This window comes from Kineococcus rubinsiae, assembly GCF_011839805.1.
Lineage (GTDB): Bacteria > Actinomycetota > Actinomycetes > Actinomycetales > Kineococcaceae > Kineococcus > Kineococcus rubinsiae.
In genome coordinates, this window is sequence record NZ_VWPY01000025.1 from 44,584 (window position 1) to 60,299 (window position 15,716).

The following is a 15,716-nucleotide window of genomic DNA, read 5'->3' on the forward strand; positions in this document are numbered from 1 at the left end:
GCCTCCTCGCCGGGCGCCTCACCGGCCGGGCAGTGCCCTCCATCCTGACCGATCGCGGCCCGCGCGCCGAGTCGTCGCGCGCCTCCGGCGCGTCAGGACGGTGGGCCGGCCGGGGTGAGCAGGTGCTCGACCCGGAAGCCCAGCAGCTCGCGCAGCACGATCGACGTGGCCGTGCGGCGGATGCCCCGGCAGCGCAGGATCCGCTGGGTGATGTCGTAGATGTGGTCGGCGTCGCGGGCGGCGATCTGGATCATGAGGTCGCTCTCGCCCGACATGCCCAGGCACTCCACGACCTCGGGGATCTGCGCCATCTCCACGATCATCCGGTCGAACTCGTCCTGGTCGACGTCGGCCGTCACCACGGCGCGCAGCGGCAGCCCGAGGTGGGCGAGGGGGACCCGCAGGGAGTGCGCGTGCAGGGCGCCGTCGCGGCCGAGGCGCTCCAGCCGGGCCTGCACGGTGCCCCGGGCCAGGCCGAGGTCCTGCGCGAGGCGCTGCACGGTGGCGCGCGGATCCGCGTCCAGCGCCAGCAGCAGCCGCCGGTCGGTGGCGTCGAGCGAGGCCGCGGACGTGGTCATCCCGACCACTCTAGGGGCTCGTGAGGGAGGCCCACTGGTCGATCCGACCAGCGCACGCGACGGCGGTTGCCCACATCGACCGGGCTGGGGTCTCATCGCTGGCATGGACGCCTCCACGCCCGCCGGCACGGTCACCGTCGGCGCCTACCTCGCCCGCCGCCTGCAGCAGCTGGGCGTCGCCCACCTGTTCGGCCTGCCGGGCGACTTCAACCTGGCCCTGCTCGACGAGCTGCTGGCCGACGGCGGCCTGGCGTGGGTGGGCTCGGCCAACGAGCTGAACGCCGGCTACGCGGCCGACGGCTACGCCCGCGTGCGGCGCGGGGTGTCCGCCGTCGTCACGACGTTCGGGGTGGGGGAGCTGTCCGCCGTCAACGCCACGGCCGGCAGCTACGCGGAGGACGTGCCCGTCGTGCACGTCGTCGGCATGCCCGCGACGACCGCCCAGGCGTCCGGCGCGCTGCTGCACCACACCCTCGCCGACGGCGACTTCTCCCACTTCGTGCGCATCGCCGCCGAGGTCAGCGCGAGCGCCGTGGTCCTGCGGGCCGCCACCGCCGCCCGGAGCATCGACCAGGCGCTGCTGACCGCGGTCGGCACGTCGAAGCCGGTGTACCTGGGCATCCCCGTCGACGTGGCGCGCTCGCTGGTCCCCGCCGGGGCGCTGGCCCGGCCGCTGCGCGTGCTGCGCAGCGACGCCGACACGGCCGCGGAGTTCGCCCGCGCCCTCACCGCGTTCCTCGACGGCACCGCGGAGCTGACCGTCCTGGCCGGCCCCCGGCTGCACCGGCGCCACCTCGAGGAGCGCGTGCGCGCCATCGCGGCGCAGCCCGGCGTCGCGGTCGCGACGCAGTCGGCGTCCAAGGCGATGCTCGACGAGTCCCACCCCGCGAACCTCGGCGTCTACGCGGGCGCGCACACCACGGCGCCGGCGACGCGTGAGCGGGTCGACACGGCCGACCCGCTGGTCCTCGCGGGCGTCGTGCTGACCGACCTGCTCACGGGTTCCTTCACGCACGCCTTCGACCCGGGCGCGGCCGTGGACCTGCAGCTGGACCACGCGCGCATCGCGGGCGACGTGTTCTACGGCGTCTACCTCGACGAGTCCCTGCGCATCCTCGAGCAGGTGCTGCAGGCCCGGGAGCTCACGAGCGCGCCGCCCGCCGCGGGGCCCGGGGCGCCCGAGCGGGCCGCGGTGCCGCAGGCGGGCGACACCCCGCTGCGGCACGCGGAGCTCTGGCCGCTGCTGCAGGACTGGCTCGCGCCCGGCACGCTGCTCGTGGCCGACGCCGGCACCGCGTTCTACGGGGCGCTGGAGCTCACGCTGCCCGACGGCAGCGACCTGCTGGGCCAGCCCGTCTGGTCCTCCATCGGCTACACGCTGCCCGCGACGCTCGGCGCGGTGCTGGCCCGGCCCGAGCGCGAGACGGTCCTCGTGATCGGCGACGGCGCGGCCCAGCTCACGGTGCAGGAGCTCGGGCGGCTGCTCACGTGCGCCTCGGCGCTCACCGTGATCGTCCTGAACAACGACGGGTACACCGTCGAGCGGGAGATCCAGAGCCCGCACGCCGTCTACCAGGACGTCCTGGCGTGGAACTGGACCCAGCTGCCCGCGGCGCTCGGCGCACCGGGGACGGCGACGCACCGGGTCTGCACGGGCGCGGACCTCGTCAAGGCGCTCGCCGAGGTGCGCGCGGTCCCCGGGCGCCCCGCGCTCGTCGAGGTCGTCCTGCCGCCCGACGACACCCCGGACCTGCTGCGCCGCATCGCCCGCAGCCTCAGCTGACGGGGACCTGCGCGGGGTCGCGGCGCTGGGCGCGGTGCCAGAACGCGCGCTGCACGGCCAGCGTCGCGACGGCCGCCACGACGATGCAGGTGAGGTTCACGAAGAGCTGGACGACGGCCCCGGCCGACGTGCCGTACTGACCCGTGACGGCGCCCGCGGCGATGTCCGCGGCGGCGGGGACGGTCGTGACGCTGATGAAGACGCCGACCAGCGGGCCCGCCTTGGCCGACGTCAGCGACAGCGTCCCGGCGATCCCGGCCAGCAGGGCGACGATGACGCTAAACGCGTCGGGCGCGGCCACGAACGACGTCAGCGGGCGGCGGCCGTCGAGGAACTCCGGCGGCACCAGGCCGACGGCGTCCAGCAGGGCGACCCCGCCGGCGGTCACGAGGATCGCGAGGGGGAACCCCAGCAGGATCGCGCGCAGCGGCCCCGCGACCAGGTCGCGGCGGCGCCGGACCACCGCGATCGCCAGCGCGGCGAGCGGGCCGAACTCGGGGCCGAGCACCATGGCGCCGACGATGAGGACCTGGCTGTCGGTGAGCAGCCCGACGGCCGCGATGAGCGTCGCCAGCACGAGGAACGCGTAGTAGCTGAGGGAGTTCGTCGCCCCGCCGTCGGCCGCGGCCGCGAGCTGGTCCCAGACCACGGCGTCGTCGCCCTCGCCGGGGGCGTCCTCCTCGGCCCGGCGCACGTCGGAGCCCACGGCGAGCTCGACGGTCTCCAGCACGATCGAGCCGGCGTCGGTGACGCCGAGGCGCTTCAGCCGCCGCAGCACGCCGTCGGCGGCCTCGCGGGCGACCTCGGCCTGCAGCAGGTCCCCGGCCGGCTCGAGCGCGGCCCCGGGCAGCGCGACCACGTTCGTCGACCCCGGCTCGGCGCGCAGCACGTCCAGCACGGCCGGGGTCAGCGCGGGCGGGCAGACGACGCGGACGTGGACGACGCTCACGGGCGCGGCTCCCCGGGCGTGCGGGAGGGGCGGGGACGGGGTGCGGTCACCCGGCCATGATGGCGCCGCGTCGAGAGGCCCCGCGGTGACGTCGCGGGAAAGAGGTGCCGCGTCGGGCTCATCTGCGGGCCCCTCCGTTCCGAAGGAGGGAGGTGAGCCGACGGCAGTTCGCCGCCGGCCGCCCTGGACGAGGAGACGACGTGCACCGTCGAGCAGACCCGGACGCCAGGGCCACCAGGCCGAGCCGCCACCGGTCGCGCCTGGCGGCGGTGCTGGCCGGACTGCTGTCCGGCGGCCTCACCCTCGGCGTCGGCACCCTGCTGGCCTCCTTCGTCACCCGCTCGGCGGACCCGGTGCTGGGGGTGGGCCAGGAGTTCATCACTCGCACCCCGGAGTGGCTGAAGGAGTGGGCGATCCGGCAGTTCGGCGAGGCGGACAAGGCGGTCCTGCTGGGCAGCCTCTACGTCACCCTCGTCCTGCTCTTCGTCGTCATCGGCCTGGTGGCGCTGCGCCGGCTGCGGGTGGGGCTGGCCCTCGTCCTGCTGCTGGGCCTCGCGGCCGTGGGGGCGACCGTGAACCGGCCGGACGCGACGGCGCTGAGCTGGCTGCCCTCGACCGTCGGGACGCTCGCGGGTGCGGGTGCCCTGCTCCTGCTGGTCCGGGCGCTGCACGCCAGGACGCCGGCCGCGACGGGCCCGCTGTCGCGCCGCTCGGTGCTGTTCGGCGCCGTGGCCGGCGCGGCGGCGCTGACCGCGGGGGCCGGCACGGCGGTCAACCGGTCGAACTCGGTGGCGGCCACCCGCGCCGGGATCGTCCTGCCCCGGCCCTCCTCCGCGGCCCCGGCCCTGCCGGCTGGCCTCGACTCCGTGGACGCCATCACGCCCTACGTCACCAGCGCCAAGGACTTCTACCGGGTCGACACGGCGCTGTCGGTGCCGCAGGTCGACGTGGCCGGGTGGACGCTGCGCATCCACGGCATGGTCGACCGGGAGATCACCGTGACCTTCGACGACCTCCTGGGCGAGGACCTCGTCGAGCGGTGGATGACGATGACGTGCGTCTCCAACGAGGTGGGCGGCAACCTCGTCGGCAACGCGCGCTGGCTGGGGATGCCGCTGGCGCGCCTGCTGGAGCGCGCCGGGGTGCGCCCCGAGGCCGACATGCTGTTCTCCCGCTCGGTCGACGGGTTCACCATCTCCACCCCCGTGGCCGCCGTCACCGACGGGCGGGACGCGATGATCGCGATCGGGATGAACGGCGAGCCGCTCACCGACGTCCACGGCTTCCCGGCCCGCATGATCGTGCCGGGCCTCTACGGCTACGTCTCGGCGTGCAAGTGGATCACCGAGATCGAGGTCACCCGCTTCGACGCCCAGACCGCCTACTGGACCGACCGCGGGTGGGCGGAGCAGGCGCCCATCAAGACGGCCACCCGCATCGACGTGCCGATGTCGTTCGCGATGATCCCCGCCGGGCAGACCGTCCCGATCGCGGGCGTCGCGTGGGCCCAGACCCGCGGGATCAGCAGGGTCGAGGTCCGCATCGACGACGGGGACTGGGCCGACGCGACCCTGGTGCCGACCGTCAGCACGAGCACCTGGGTGCAGTGGACGTACGCCTGGGACGGCGCCACCGCGGGCAGCCACACCATCCGCGCCCGCGCCACCGACGCCACGGGTCAGGTGCAGACCGAGGACGTCGTCAAGCCGATCCCGGACGGGTCCTCGGGCTGGCCGAGCAAGTTCTTCACGATCACCTGAGCATCACTCGTTGCTGTTAACCTGTCACTGAGCGCAACGGTCGGGCCACGAACGGCTGATCGTCCGCCCCGACGGAGCACGGTCCGCCGCCGCGACGAGCTGTCCGAGGAGGGACTCTCGCCGCGTCGCGGAGGTCGGGGGTGGTGGCGACGGATCGCCGTCGGCCTCGACGGCGAAGACGACTTGAGGAGCTCCAGCTGATGACGACCTCGACCCGCACGCGCACCTTCTCCGCCCTGGCCCTGGCGGGTGCTCTCGGTCTGAGCCTCGCCGGCTGCGGCGGCTCCGACGACGCGGCCGGCACCACGGCCTCGAGCTCGTCCAGCTCGATGTCCTCGAGCTCCTCGACGTCCTCCAGCCCCAGCGAGAGCATGTCGTCCAGCTCCACGATGGCCGCGGGGACCCCGGTGGGCGCGGGCTGCGCCGACTACGCCGCCCAGGTGCCCTCGGGTGCCGGGTCGGTGGAGGGCATGGCCCAGGCCAACGTCACCACGGCCGCCTCGAACAACCCGCTGCTGACGCAGCTGGTCGCCGCGGTCTCCGGGAAGCTGAACCCGCAGGTGAACCTCGTCGACACCCTCAACGGCGGCGAGTTCACCGTCTTCGCCCCCGTCGACTCCGCCTTCGCGGCCCTGCCCGCGGACGTCGTGGCCACCCTCAAGACCCCCGAGGGCGCAGCGACCCTGAGCAGCGTCCTGACCTACCACGTCGTGGCGGGCAAGATGACCCCCGAGCAGCTGATCCAGGCCGGGGCCGTGCCGACGGTGCAGGGCAAGACCGTCCAGGTCGCCGGCACCCCCGAGGCGATGACGGTCAACGGGTCCGCCAAGGTCATCTGCGGCAACGTGCAGACCTCCAACGCGACCGTGTACCTGCTCGACTCGGTCCTCATGCCCCCCGCCTGAGACGCCTGACCTGCGCCGGTGACGTCTCGACGTCACCGGCGCAGTCGCGTCCCGGGGGTCAGCCGCCCAGCGGGAGCGTCGCGGCGTAGGCCGCCCGCAGGTGCCGCAGGCGCAGGTCGTGGTCGGCGGGCCACGTGGTCCAGTGCGGCGACTCGCCCTCGAGCGCGCGCTCCAGCTGCTCGAGCTGCAGCTGCCACGCGGCCAGCGACATGGGGACCCACTCGTCGTCGCCCTCGAGCTCGTTCGTCAGCGTCAGCCGGGTCCGCGCGCGCAGCGCCCCCGCGTCCAGCGGTTCCAGCTGCCAGCGCAGACGGCCGTGCTCGGAGTTCGTGTGCTCCAGCAGCCGCGGCGGGTCGAGGACGACGACCTCGCCGGGCCACCACTCCAGCCCGTCGGGCGGCCCGTAGAGCCACATGAGCGAGAAGTCGCCGCCGGGGCGCAGGTCGGCCCGCAGGTCCGCCCACCACTGGCGGGTCACCTCGGGCACGGTCAGCGCGGTCCACAGGGTCGCGACGGAGTGCGGGTACTCCCGCACCCACTCCAGGGTGGCGCGGTCCCCGCCGTGCAGGACGGCGCCGCCGATCAGCTCGGACGTGCTCACGCCCCCATCCTCCCGCACCGCGCCCCCGCTAGCGTCGGGCCGTGCCCACCCCGCCCCACCGGGACCCCCGCCTGCTCGCGCTCGTCGCGGCGGGCGGCGCGCTCGGCACCCTGGCCCGCTACGGGACCGCGCGGCTCGTGCCGGCCGCCGGGGCGTGGCCGCTGGCCACGCTGGCGGTCAACGTGGCCGGCTCGTTCCTGCTCGGCCTGCTGCTGGAGGCCCTGGCCCGCCGCGGCCCCGAGGACGCCCGCGGCACCGCCCTGCGGCTGGGGCTGGGCACCGGGTTCTGCGGCGGGTTCACGACGTTCTCCAGCCTCGCGGTCGAGGTCGACGGCCTGCTGAGCGACGGGACCGCCGGCACGGCCCTGGCCTACGGCGCCGGCAGCGTCGCGGCCGGGCTGCTCGCGGCGCTCGCCGGCGTGGCCGTCGCGGGCTCGCGGCACCGCGGGCGGCCGGCGTGATCCTCCTGCTGGCGTTCGCGGGCGGGCTCGGCGCCGTCGCGCGGTTCGTCGTCGACGCGGAGCTGCGGGCGCGGCGGCCGGGGACGTTCCCCCTCCCGATCCTGCTCGTGAACGTCCTGGGGTCGTTCCTGCTCGGCCTGCTGACCGGACTCGTGCGCGACGGGGCCGACGACGCCTGGCGCCTCGTGCTCGGCGTCGGGTTCTGCGGGGGCTTCACGACGTTCAGCACCACGAGCGTCGACACGGTACGGCTGGCCCGCAGCGGGCACGTGCGGGCCGCGGTGGGGAACGCGGCGGGGACCCTCGTCCTGGCGGTCGCCGCGGGCGGTGTGGGGCTGCTGCTCGCGGCCGCCGCGTCCTGACGCGCCGCTCAGTCCCTGTTGATCACCCGTTGCTGCGCAGCGGGTCCCGGCCGATGAAGGCCAGCAGGCGGGTCTGCACGTCGGCGTCGGCCGGCACGGGGACCGCGGGCCCGTACTGCCCGGAGGTCCGCAGCAGCTCCTCGATCGGCGTCATCCCGGCGAGCAGCTCGGCGCAGTGCTGCTCGTCCAGCCGCTCGTCCTGCCCGGTGGCGCGGGCCAGGTCCCAGGTGTGCAGGAACACGTCGGTCGTGCAGAACCGGTCGACGGCGTCCGGCAGCGGCATCTCCCCGACGTGGGGGTGCCGGAACGGCGTGGCCGCGTCCGGCCCGTCGAGCAGCCGCTGCACCGCGTCCACGTGCACGAGCCAGGCCGCGACGGGGTCGTCCTGCGGCGACGGTCCCCGGTCGAGGACCAGTCCGGTCCCGCTGCGCAGGAACTCCGGGACCCACTCGACGAGGTGCGCGACGACGTCGCGGGCCCGCCAGCCGGGCACGGGAGCCGGTGCGTCCCAGTCGCTCGCGCCCACCACCCGGGTCGTGAACCCCGCGGCGACCGCGCGGTGCCGCTCGGCCGGTTGGGTGGGCAGCGTCACGGGTTCTCCTCCAGCGGGGTCGGAGCGCCGAACCTAGCGGGTTCGTGGGGGTGCGTGTCCTGGAGTGGCGCCGGCGACGCGGCTGACCTCGGCCAGGCGCTGCTCCAGGAAGGCGCGCTCCGCGGCGTTCGCCGTGAGCTCCACCGCGCGCCGGTACGCCCGGGCCGCGCCGGCGGCGTCGCCGAGGCGGCGCAGCAGGTCGGCGCGGGTGGCGGGGAGGTAGGGGTAGTCGGCGAGCCGGGGATCGGTGGCCAGCTCGTCGAGGAGCGGCAGGGCGGCGGCCGGACCGTCGGCGAACGCCACGGCGGCGGCCCGGTTGAGCGCGACCACCGGGGTGTTCCACACCGCCAGGAGCCGGTCGTAGAGGTGCACGACGCGCGGCCAGTCGGTCTGCTCCAGGGACGGCGCCACCGCGTGCACGCCGGCGATCGCCGCCTGCAGGGTGAACCGCCCCGGTGGGCCGGAGGCCAGCGCCCCGGCCGTCACCGTGAGTCCCTCCAGGACGGCGCGCTGGTCCCAGCGCGTCCGGTCCTGGTCGGCGAGCAGGAGCAGCCGGCCCTGCTCGTCGGTCCGGGTGGCCCGGCGCGCGTCGGTGAGGAGCAGCAGGCCCAGCAGGCCGCGGGTCTCGGCCTGCTCGGGCAGCAGCGCGGCGAGGGTGCGCGCGAGGTGCAGGGCCCGGTCGCAGAGCTCCCCGCGGACGAGCGCGTCCCCGTCGCGGGCCGTGTGGCCGGTGCTGAAGAGGAGGTGGACGGCGGTGAGCACGCTGTCCAGGCGCTCGGGCAGCTCCGCCCGGTCCGGGACCCGGTAGGGGATCCGCGCTGCGGAGATCTTCTTCTTGGCCCGCGTGATCCGTGCCGCCATCGTCGGCTCGGACACCAGGAAGGCCCGGGCGACGTCGGGCGTGGGGACGCCGCAGACCAGGCGCAGGGTGAGGGCGACGCGGGCCTCGGGGGCGAGGGTGGGGTGGCAGCAGGTGAACACCAGCCGGAGCCGGTCGTCGGGCACCGCGGCGTCGGGCCGGTCGGGGTCGGCCGTCTCGTGCGGGTCGACGGTCGCCGGCTCGACGAGCAGCGGGAGCTTGCGCCGGAGGGTGGTCTCGCGACGCAACCGGTCCAGCGCCTTGTTCCGCGCGGCCGTGGTCAGCCAGGCGCCGGGCCGCTGCGGGACGCCGTCCCGGGTCCAGGCCTGCAGCGCGCTGACGTACGCCTCCTGCGCGCACTCCTCCGCGAGGTCCAGGTCGCCCGCGACGCGCACCGTGGCGGACAGGACGACGGCCCACTCGGAGCGGTGGGCCTGCGCCAGCGCGGCAGCGACCGCGTCCGCCGGCACGGCGGACGCGGTCGGTCCTTCGCCGGGAGCGGTCAGAACGGGTTGCTCGTCGCGTCCACGACGGGGCGGACCTCGACGCCGCCGCCGGGGGCCGGGCACAGCCTGGCCATCTCGAGGGCGTGGTCGAGGTCGCGCGCCTCGACGACGTAGAAGCCTCCGAAGGCCTCCTTGGTCTCGACGAACGGTCCGTCCGTCACCGTGCCGCCACCCCTGATCGTGGTGGCCGTCGTCGTGGGCGCGAGTGCTTCCCCACCTGCGAGGCACCCACCGAGCGCGAAGACCTGGTTGACGAACGCGGTGTGCGCGTCCGTCACCGCGGCCCACGCCTCGGGTGACCCGTTCGCGTAGGAGGTCGGGTCTTCGTAGATGAGGATCGCGTACTTGGCCATGGAGCTGCCTCCTGCACTGAGTCGCGGGCCGGTCAGTCCGGCTCCGTCATCAGCGACGACGAACATCGTGCCGCCGGATCGACAGCTCGGCCTGGATCTCCCCCGAAGATCTTCCGTCGCCGGTTCCCGGCGAGGTGGTGGACCAGCCCTGGGACGCGACCGGTCGTGTCGCACCCCCGGGGGAGCATGCGCGCAGCGGCGGTCGCCCGACCGCCCCCGGAAGGACACGCCATGTTCCTCGGACTGCGCACGGTCATCCACCCCGCCCCCGACCTGGCGGCCAGCACCGCCTGGTTCCGGCGGGTCCTCGGCCTCGAGCCGTACTTCGACGAGCCGTTCTACGTCGGGTTCTCGGTGGGCGGGTACGAGCTCGGGCTCGACCCGGAGGCCGACCCGGCCACCGGGCCGGTCGCCTACTGGGGCGTCCCCGACGCCGAGGCCGCCCTGGCGGAGCTGCTCGCGTCCGGGGCCACGCCGCACGGCGACCTGCGCGACGTCGGCGACGGCATCCGCACGGCGACCGTGCGTGAACCGGGCGGTGGGGTGCTCGGCGTCATCGAGAACCCCCACTTCGCACTGCCCCCGGGGGCGCCGTCCGGCGGTTCCGGTCGCTGACCGCGGCGCTCTCGCCGGCCACGGGTCAGGAGCCCGGCGCGAGCCCCGTCAGCAGCAGGTCCACCGTCCGCCGCACGGTCAGCACGGGGATCCCGGCGGCCGGGGTGGGTGGTGAGGCGGCGAGCCCGAACAGCGTGACGAGCAGCAGGACGGCCGCCTCCTGCGGGTCGACGTCGGGACGCAGGCGCCCGCGGGCCTGCTCCGCGGCGAGGTAGGCCCCGAGCAGGCGGGGCGGGTCCGGCGTGCCGGGCGGGGGACCGCGGCGGTCGCGGGCCGCGGCGAGCTCGGGGTCGGTCAGCATCGCGAGCTCCAGCGGCAGCACGCTCTCCCGCAACCCGGCCAGGCGGGTGAGGCAGTCGGTGAGCGTGTCGGCCACCTCGCCCACGCCGGCGCGCGCGGGCAGCGTGGTCATCCACTCGACCACGGGCGCGCTCTGCTCGCTGACGACCGCGAGCAGGAGGCTCGCCTTGTCCGGGAAGTGCCGGTAGATCGTGCCCTCCGCGACGCCGGCGGCCTGGGCCACGGCCCGGACCGTCGTCCCGCTGTAGCCCACCTCGCGCACGACGGTGCTCGTGGCGTGCAGCAGCTTCGCGCGCGTCGTCTGTCCCCTGGCCGTCACGGGCCCATCCTCCCGCTCAGTCGGTGATGTCCCGGCGGGTCAGGACGACCAGCGCGGCCCCGAGCCCCACGACGACGTAGGCGGCGCCGCTGAGCAGCGCGGTCGCGTGGGTGACGGTGGCGGTCCCCCCGGCGGCCAGGGCCGTCAGCGTCGCCCCGGGCAGGTGGTCGCCCAGCGACCCCAGCGCCGAGCTCAGCACCCCCTCGACGACGAGGACGTACCCGGCGCCCACGGAGACGGCGATGGCCGCCGAGCGGGTGAGCGTCGCCAGCACGAGGCCGATCACGCCCCAGACGAGGAGGGTCAGGAAGAGGTCGCCGGCGGCGGTCACCACGGCGCCCGGGGTGGCGCTGCTCCAGGCCGACGTGTCGACGCCGGCGGACGACGCGGCCGCGGGGGCGATGCCCAGGGTGACGACGAGCGCGACGACGGTGGCCACGGCGGTCCACACGGTGAGGGCGAGGACCTTGCCGACGAGCAGGCGCCACCGCCGCGGCTGGGCCGAGGCGAGCAGCCGGATCAGGCCCGTGCTGTGGTCGCTCGCGGTGAGGACGGCCCAGAAGGCGAGGGTGATGACGCCGAACATCGCGGCGCCCGTGCTGAGTCCGGCGGTGAGTCCGTCGCTGCCCTGCAGCTGCGTGAGCGAGGGGAAGCTGACGCCCGGACCCGTCGCCGGCCCCCCGGGACCGTCGGCGACGATCCCGGGCAGCAGCGTGCCGACCAGGGCGGCGAACACGGCCGTGAGGCCGAGCCAGCCGATCAGGACGCCACGGCGCCGGCTGCGCGTGAACTCGCTGCGGACCTCGTCGACCAGCATCATCGTCGGCTCCTCGGTGCGGGGGTGGTCGTGGGGGCGGCCTGGGTCCGGGCGGCGGCGAGCTCGCCGTCGGAGGAGCCGGTCAGGGCGAGGAAGACGTGTTCGAGGCTGTCGCGGGTGGCGACGATGCTGCGCAGGACGACGCCGCCGGCTGCGGCCGCGCGGTTGACCGCGGCGCCGTCCACGCCGTCGGGGCCCTCGACGCGCACGCCCGCCGGCGTCGCGGCGACGTCCCACCCCGCGGCGCGCAGCACCGCCTGCAGCGCAGCGGTGTCGGCCTCGTGCTCGGGCAGGACGTCGACGTGGGACGTGCCCCGGGCGAGCAGTCCCGCGGTCGGCCCGTCGTAGACGAGGTCGCCGAAGCGGATCACGACGAGGGAGTCGCACGCGGCCTCGATCTCGGCGAGCAGGTGCGAGGAGACGAGCACCGTCCGCCCCGAGGAGCCGAGGTCGCGCAGCAGGCGGCGGACCTCCACGATCCCCGCGGGGTCGAGCCCGTTGGTCGGTTCGTCGAGCAGGAGCAGGTCGGGATCGGGGAGCAGCGCCGCCGCGATGCCGAGGCGCTGCTTCATCCCGAGCGAGAACCGCTTGACGGGTTCCCGCTGCCGGCCGGTGAGCCCGACGGTCTCGAGCACCTCGTCCACCCGCCGGGCGGGGAGCCCGCGCAGGTGGGCCAGCGACAGCAGGTTCGCCCGGGCGGAGAGCCCCGGTACGAACGCGGGGCTCTCCACCAGGGCCCCGACGCGGCCGAGGTAGCGGGCGGGCGCGGAGATCGGGTGTCCCAGCACGGTGGCCTGGCCGGACGTCGGGCGCACGAGCCCGAGCAGCATCCGCAGCAGCGTGGACTTGCCCGATCCGTTGGGCCCCACGAGACCGACCACGCCGCCCTGCGGGACGTCGACGGTCAGCGCGTTGACAGCGGTGCGCTCGCCGAAGCGGCGGGTCAGGGCGTCGAGGGTGATGGCCGGCATCGCGTCTCCTTGATGTGAGTGAGCGTCCACTCACATCTTGCGCGCGACGTCTCACGATGTCCAGAGCCGTTCGGGGGAGCCGGCTGACGCGGCGGTGGGAGAGTCGGCGCATGGCCGGAGGAGCACGACGACGCCGACGGCCGGGCGCGAGCTCCGGCTCCGTGTCGGGGTGCCCCCGGTGATCGGGGAGCCGGCGCCCCGGCCCGAGGACCGCTTCACCCACGTCGAGGTGACGTCCGAGCAGGAGCTGCACGACCGGCTCCTCGCCCACCACGCCCAGCAGGAGGCCGTCTGGCTGGTGACGTGGAAGAAGGCTGTCCCGGACCGGTACGTCACCCACGAGCAGGTGCTCGACCAGCTCGTCGCCTTCGGCTGGATCGACGGGATCCGGCGGCGGATCGACGACGAGCGCAGCCGCCAGCTCGTCAGCCCCCGGCGCACCCGGCCGTGGGCCCGCAGCTACCAGGTCCGGGCCGAGCGGCTCACCGCCGAGGGACGGATGCACCCCGCCGGCCTGGCCGGCGTGGTCGAGGCGAAGCGCAGCGGCGCGTGGGACGCGATGGCGGACGTCGACGACCTCGTCGTGCCCGAGGGCCTCGCCGCCGCGCTGCGGGAGCGCTCGCCCGCGGAGGCCTTCTTCGCCGCGTTCCCGCCGTCGACCCGCCGCAACGTGCTGCGCTGGATCGCCTCCGCGAAGACGCCCGCCACCCGGGCCAAGCGGATCGCCCTGACGGCTGAGGACGCCCGCCACGACGTCCGGGTCAGGAGCAACGGCTGACGCGGGTCAGCGACACCTCGATCGTCGCGGCCACGTGCCGCTGCGCGGCGGCGGCCGTCAGGCGGCCGAGGCGGACGCTGTCGGCGGCGCCCACCAGCAACCACGTCAGCATCGAGACGAACCACTCCGGGTCCACCTCCACCCGGAAGTCCCCGCTCTCCTGCCCCCGGCGCGCCAGCCGCCGCAGCGAGTCCTCCGTCTGCGCGGTCCGGGCGAGCAGGGCCGCTTCGACGTGCTCCTGCAGCGGTTGCAGGCCCAGCAGCCCCGCCACGGCGGCCAGCCGTCCCAGGGCCGCCACGACCCGGGCCAGGGCCTCGCGCGGGTTCCCGCTCCCGGGCGCCGCCCCCTCCACCGCGCGCACGTAGGCCTCCGCCGCCGCCCCGCACAGCTCCGCCACCAGCGCGGTGCGGGAGGGGAAGCGGCGGAACAGGGTGGCCCGGCTCACCCCGGCGGCCTCCGCCAGCTCCTGCATGGACGCGGCCGGCGCGAGCGCGAGGTGCCGGGCGGCCGCGGCGGCCACGGGGTCACCGAACAGGTCCACGGCGGCGTCCGGCGACGGCGCGCGGCGGGGGGTGGAGGTCACCGGGGCAGCCTAGTCGTCTGAGACGTTGAAGTCTCATGTGAGATACCGTCGTCGCCATGCTGACGGCCGGCCTCCTCGGGGCGATCGCCGGGCTCGCCGCCCTCGACTCCCTCAACCCCGCGACGATCGCCGGGGTTGCGCTGATCCTGCTCGCGCCGCTGCGCCGGCCCGGGCTCAGCGCCCTCGCCTACGTCGCCGGCGCCTACCTCGTGGTCGTCGCCGTCGGGGCCGGCCTCTTCCTCGGCAGCGCGGCGCTGGGCGACAACGTCGCCGGGGCGGCGACGTGGGTCCGGCGCGGTGCGCTCCTGCTGGCCGCCCTCGTGCTCCTCGTCAGCGCCGCCCGGCGGCTGCGGACCCGGACCCGCGCCGCAGTCGAACTGCCGGCCTGGTTCGGGCCCTGGACCGCCGCCCCCCTCGGGGTGCTGGTCACCGGCGCCGACCTGCCCAACGCCTTCCCCTACCTGATCGCGATCGAGCGCCTCAACGCCGCGGACGTCTCCCGCGGCAGCGGCCTGGTCGTCCTCGCCCTCTACGGCGTCGTCTACTGCGTGCCCTGCCTGCTCCTGCTCGCCGCCGGCGTCACCTGGCACCGCCAGATCGCCCGCCGCCTGCGCCGCGTCTACGACCGCCTCGGCGGCGAGCGGGTCCAGCCGCGGTCCGTCCCCGCCGCGCTGGGCCTGCTGCTGCTCGCCGTCGTGGTCGCGGTCCTCGCCCTCCTGCTGTGAGCACCGGGCCCGGGAGCCTCAGCGGCGGGACTCCTCCCGCAGCGGGCGCACGGCGGGCGGCACGGCGTCGCCCGTCACCTCGGGGAACTCGCACGTGAAGCTGCCCGCGTACCCGGCGAGCGGGCCGAAGCGCTCGTTGCTCACCCGGACGTCGATCGTGAAGCGCTCCCGCTCCTCGTCCCAGCCCTCGGTGAGCTCGGCGGTTCCCGAGAGCAGCATCGGGAACCGGAAGGCGACCCTGCCCTCGTAGAAGCGTTGCGCCGCCGAGACGATGCGCAGGCTCCCGTCGGGCAGCACGGACGGGACGAGGTCGACGGCCAGGTGCTGGTGGGTGCCGAGGTAGTCCAGGACCCGGCCGGGGCCGTCGGCCACCAGTGTGGCGTCGAAGCGGCGGCGGCGGCCCGGGGCGATCTCGAACGTCCGCACGACGGTGACCGTCTCGCGCCCGAAGGAGTCGACGTAGGCGTAGTTCTCGACGCTGAACGGCACGTCGGTCGCGGAGTCCGGCACCAGGATGTTCCGCCAGGCGCCCAGGTGCAGGAAGGGCAGCGTCCAGGACGGCCCGTGCCACACCCGGTCCATGACGCCCCGGCCGACGCAGGAGTACCCGGCCGCGGTCGAGACGCCGAAGCGCCGCTGCAGCATCGGGTGCAGGTCCCGGGCCCGGTCCCCGAGGGCGCCCAGCACGACGCTGCCCCGGTCCGGGACGGGCGCGCTCACGCCGCACCCCCGGCCGGCGCGGGGACCGTGGCCAGGGACGCGGGGGAGGTCGCGGAGCCCCGGTCCGGCGGCCGGCGCCGGCACCGGCGCGCCGACGGCGTCCCCGCGCCCACCGGCCAGGCCAGGGCGGCTGCGGCCAGCCCGAGCGCGGCCGCGACCGCCCCCGGACGGCGGTGGGC

19 protein-coding genes and 1 pseudogene are annotated in these 15,716 nt (G+C 75.8%); 8 read left to right on the forward strand and 12 right to left on the reverse strand.

The genetic code is table 11. From position 1 onward, the window contains the following. Positions 1-92: 92 nt before the first annotated feature. Positions 93-578, reverse strand: a complete 486-nt coding sequence (locus F1544_RS13225; protein WP_167586080.1) for an Lrp/AsnC family transcriptional regulator — start codon at positions 576-578, stop codon at positions 93-95. Between the two features lie 103 nt (positions 579-681). Here F1544_RS13225 and F1544_RS13230 point away from each other — a divergent pair, with 103 nt between their 5' ends. Then, positions 682-2,361 (forward strand): alpha-keto acid decarboxylase family protein, encoded by a 1,680-nt coding sequence (locus F1544_RS13230; protein ID WP_167586082.1) that lies wholly within the window; start codon positions 682-684, stop codon positions 2,359-2,361. Here the strand turns inward: F1544_RS13230 and F1544_RS26365 are convergent. Continuing rightward, positions 2,354-3,310 (reverse strand): DUF389 domain-containing protein, encoded by a 957-nt coding sequence (locus F1544_RS26365; RefSeq protein ID WP_167586084.1) that lies wholly within the window; start codon positions 3,308-3,310, stop codon positions 2,354-2,356. The two genes, F1544_RS13230 and F1544_RS26365, sit on opposite strands and share 8 nt — an antisense overlap. Positions 3,311-3,510: 200 nt before the next feature. Here F1544_RS26365 and F1544_RS26370 point away from each other — a divergent pair, with 200 nt between their 5' ends. Together F1544_RS26370 and F1544_RS13245 are read left to right on the forward strand one after the other, a co-directional pair. After that, positions 3,511-5,070 (forward strand): molybdopterin-dependent oxidoreductase, encoded by a 1,560-nt coding sequence (locus F1544_RS26370; protein WP_208971819.1) that lies wholly within the window; start codon positions 3,511-3,513, stop codon positions 5,068-5,070. 200 nt (positions 5,071-5,270) lie between these two features. Next, positions 5,271-5,975 carry a fasciclin domain-containing protein gene (locus F1544_RS13245; protein ID WP_167586086.1) on the forward strand — a complete coding sequence of 235 codons (705 nt, stop codon included), beginning with the start codon at positions 5,271-5,273 and terminating at the stop codon, positions 5,973-5,975. Positions 5,976-6,033: 58 nt separating this feature from the next. Here the strand turns inward: F1544_RS13245 and F1544_RS23555 are convergent, their stop codons facing one another. Beyond that, positions 6,034-6,576 (reverse strand): SRPBCC domain-containing protein, encoded by a 543-nt coding sequence (locus tag F1544_RS23555; RefSeq protein ID WP_208971820.1) that lies wholly within the window; start codon positions 6,574-6,576, stop codon positions 6,034-6,036. Positions 6,577-6,617: 41 nt separating this feature from the next. On the opposite strand from F1544_RS23555, the gene F1544_RS23560 reads away from it, so the two are divergent. Next, complete coding sequence (locus tag F1544_RS23560; RefSeq protein WP_208971821.1) at positions 6,618-7,037, forward strand: fluoride efflux transporter FluC; 420 nt, start codon at positions 6,618-6,620, stop codon at positions 7,035-7,037. Further along, positions 7,034-7,399 (forward strand): fluoride efflux transporter CrcB, encoded by a 366-nt coding sequence (gene crcB, locus F1544_RS23565; RefSeq protein WP_308470059.1) that lies wholly within the window; start codon positions 7,034-7,036, stop codon positions 7,397-7,399. Before F1544_RS23560 ends, crcB begins: the two co-directional genes overlap by 4 nt. A 22-nt stretch (positions 7,400-7,421) precedes the next feature. On the opposite strand, the gene F1544_RS13255 is transcribed toward crcB, so the two are convergent. Genes F1544_RS13255 through F1544_RS13265 form a run of 3 tightly spaced genes read right to left on the reverse strand, consistent with a single transcriptional unit; the run spans position 7,422 to position 9,709 of the window. Then, positions 7,422-7,991 carry a TIGR03086 family metal-binding protein gene (locus F1544_RS13255; protein WP_167586088.1) on the reverse strand — a complete coding sequence of 190 codons (570 nt, stop codon included), beginning with the start codon at positions 7,989-7,991 and terminating at the stop codon, positions 7,422-7,424. Between the two features lie 33 nt (positions 7,992-8,024). Next, positions 8,025-9,320 carry an RNA polymerase sigma factor gene (locus F1544_RS13260; protein WP_167586089.1) on the reverse strand — a complete coding sequence of 432 codons (1,296 nt, stop codon included), beginning with the start codon at positions 9,318-9,320 and terminating at the stop codon, positions 8,025-8,027. A 32-nt stretch (positions 9,321-9,352) separates the two neighbouring features. Next, entirely contained in the window at positions 9,353-9,709 is a 357-nt protein-coding gene (locus tag F1544_RS13265; protein ID WP_167586091.1) for a YciI family protein, read from the reverse strand. 231 nt (positions 9,710-9,940) lie between these two features. Between F1544_RS13265 and F1544_RS13270 the strand changes: the two genes are divergently transcribed. After that, complete coding sequence (locus tag F1544_RS13270; protein ID WP_167586093.1) at positions 9,941-10,324, forward strand: VOC family protein; 384 nt, start codon at positions 9,941-9,943, stop codon at positions 10,322-10,324. A gap of 25 nt (positions 10,325-10,349) precedes the next feature. Here the strand turns inward: F1544_RS13270 and F1544_RS13275 are convergent, their stop codons facing one another. From F1544_RS13275 to F1544_RS13285, 3 genes are read right to left on the reverse strand one after another with little or no spacing between them, the layout of a single operon-like run. After that, entirely contained in the window at positions 10,350-10,943 is a 594-nt protein-coding gene (locus F1544_RS13275) for a TetR/AcrR family transcriptional regulator (protein ID WP_167586095.1), read from the reverse strand. A 16-nt stretch (positions 10,944-10,959) separates the two neighbouring features. After that, complete coding sequence (locus tag F1544_RS13280; RefSeq protein WP_167586097.1) at positions 10,960-11,763, reverse strand: DUF2705 family protein; 804 nt, start codon at positions 11,761-11,763, stop codon at positions 10,960-10,962. Next, positions 11,760-12,731 carry an ATP-binding cassette domain-containing protein gene (locus tag F1544_RS13285; protein WP_167586099.1) on the reverse strand — a complete coding sequence of 324 codons (972 nt, stop codon included), beginning with the start codon at positions 12,729-12,731 and terminating at the stop codon, positions 11,760-11,762. Before F1544_RS13285 ends, F1544_RS13280 begins: the two co-directional genes overlap by 4 nt. A gap of 178 nt (positions 12,732-12,909) precedes the next feature. On the opposite strand from F1544_RS13285, the gene F1544_RS26375 reads away from it, so the two are divergent. After that, positions 12,910-13,509, forward strand: a complete 600-nt coding sequence (locus F1544_RS26375) for a YdeI/OmpD-associated family protein (protein ID WP_208971822.1) — start codon at positions 12,910-12,912, stop codon at positions 13,507-13,509. Here F1544_RS26375 and F1544_RS13295 read toward each other — a convergent pair. Next, positions 13,493-14,092 carry a TetR/AcrR family transcriptional regulator gene (locus F1544_RS13295; protein ID WP_167586101.1) on the reverse strand — a complete coding sequence of 200 codons (600 nt, stop codon included), beginning with the start codon at positions 14,090-14,092 and terminating at the stop codon, positions 13,493-13,495. The genes F1544_RS26375 and F1544_RS13295 overlap by 17 nt on opposite strands. Positions 14,093-14,148: 56 nt before the next feature. On the opposite strand from F1544_RS13295, the gene F1544_RS13300 reads away from it, so the two are divergent. Further along, a complete protein-coding gene (locus F1544_RS13300) occupies positions 14,149-14,817 on the forward strand; it encodes a GAP family protein (protein ID WP_167586103.1) in 669 nt (222 codons plus the stop codon). A gap of 18 nt (positions 14,818-14,835) precedes the next feature. Here F1544_RS13300 and F1544_RS13305 read toward each other — a convergent pair whose 3' ends face one another. Beyond that, entirely contained in the window at positions 14,836-15,537 is a 702-nt protein-coding gene (locus tag F1544_RS13305) for a DUF4166 domain-containing protein (RefSeq protein ID WP_308470060.1), read from the reverse strand. After that, positions 15,534-15,716, reverse strand: a pseudogene (locus F1544_RS23570) (hypothetical protein); the annotation flags it as partial. The pseudogene F1544_RS23570 and the gene F1544_RS13305, both read right to left, overlap by 4 nt.

Bases quoted from the DNA above. Each gene is read 5' to 3' on its own strand.
- F1544_RS13245 (WP_167586086.1), top strand. From the start codon at position 5,271: ATGACGACCTCGACCCGCACGCGCACCTTCTCCGCCCTGGCCCTGGCG.
- F1544_RS13265 (WP_167586091.1), bottom strand. From the start codon at position 9,709: ATGGCCAAGTACGCGATCCTCATCTACGAAGACCCGACCTCCTACGCG.
- F1544_RS13225 (WP_167586080.1), bottom strand. From the start codon at position 578: ATGACCACGTCCGCGGCCTCGCTCGACGCCACCGACCGGCGGCTGCTG.
- F1544_RS13230 (WP_167586082.1), top strand. From the start codon at position 682: ATGGACGCCTCCACGCCCGCCGGCACGGTCACCGTCGGCGCCTACCTC.
- F1544_RS13285 (WP_167586099.1), bottom strand. From the start codon at position 12,731: ATGCCGGCCATCACCCTCGACGCCCTGACCCGCCGCTTCGGCGAGCGC.
- F1544_RS13280 (WP_167586097.1), bottom strand. From the start codon at position 11,763: ATGATGCTGGTCGACGAGGTCCGCAGCGAGTTCACGCGCAGCCGGCGC.
- F1544_RS13300 (WP_167586103.1), top strand. From the start codon at position 14,149: ATGCTGACGGCCGGCCTCCTCGGGGCGATCGCCGGGCTCGCCGCCCTC.
- F1544_RS13270 (WP_167586093.1), top strand. From the start codon at position 9,941: ATGTTCCTCGGACTGCGCACGGTCATCCACCCCGCCCCCGACCTGGCG.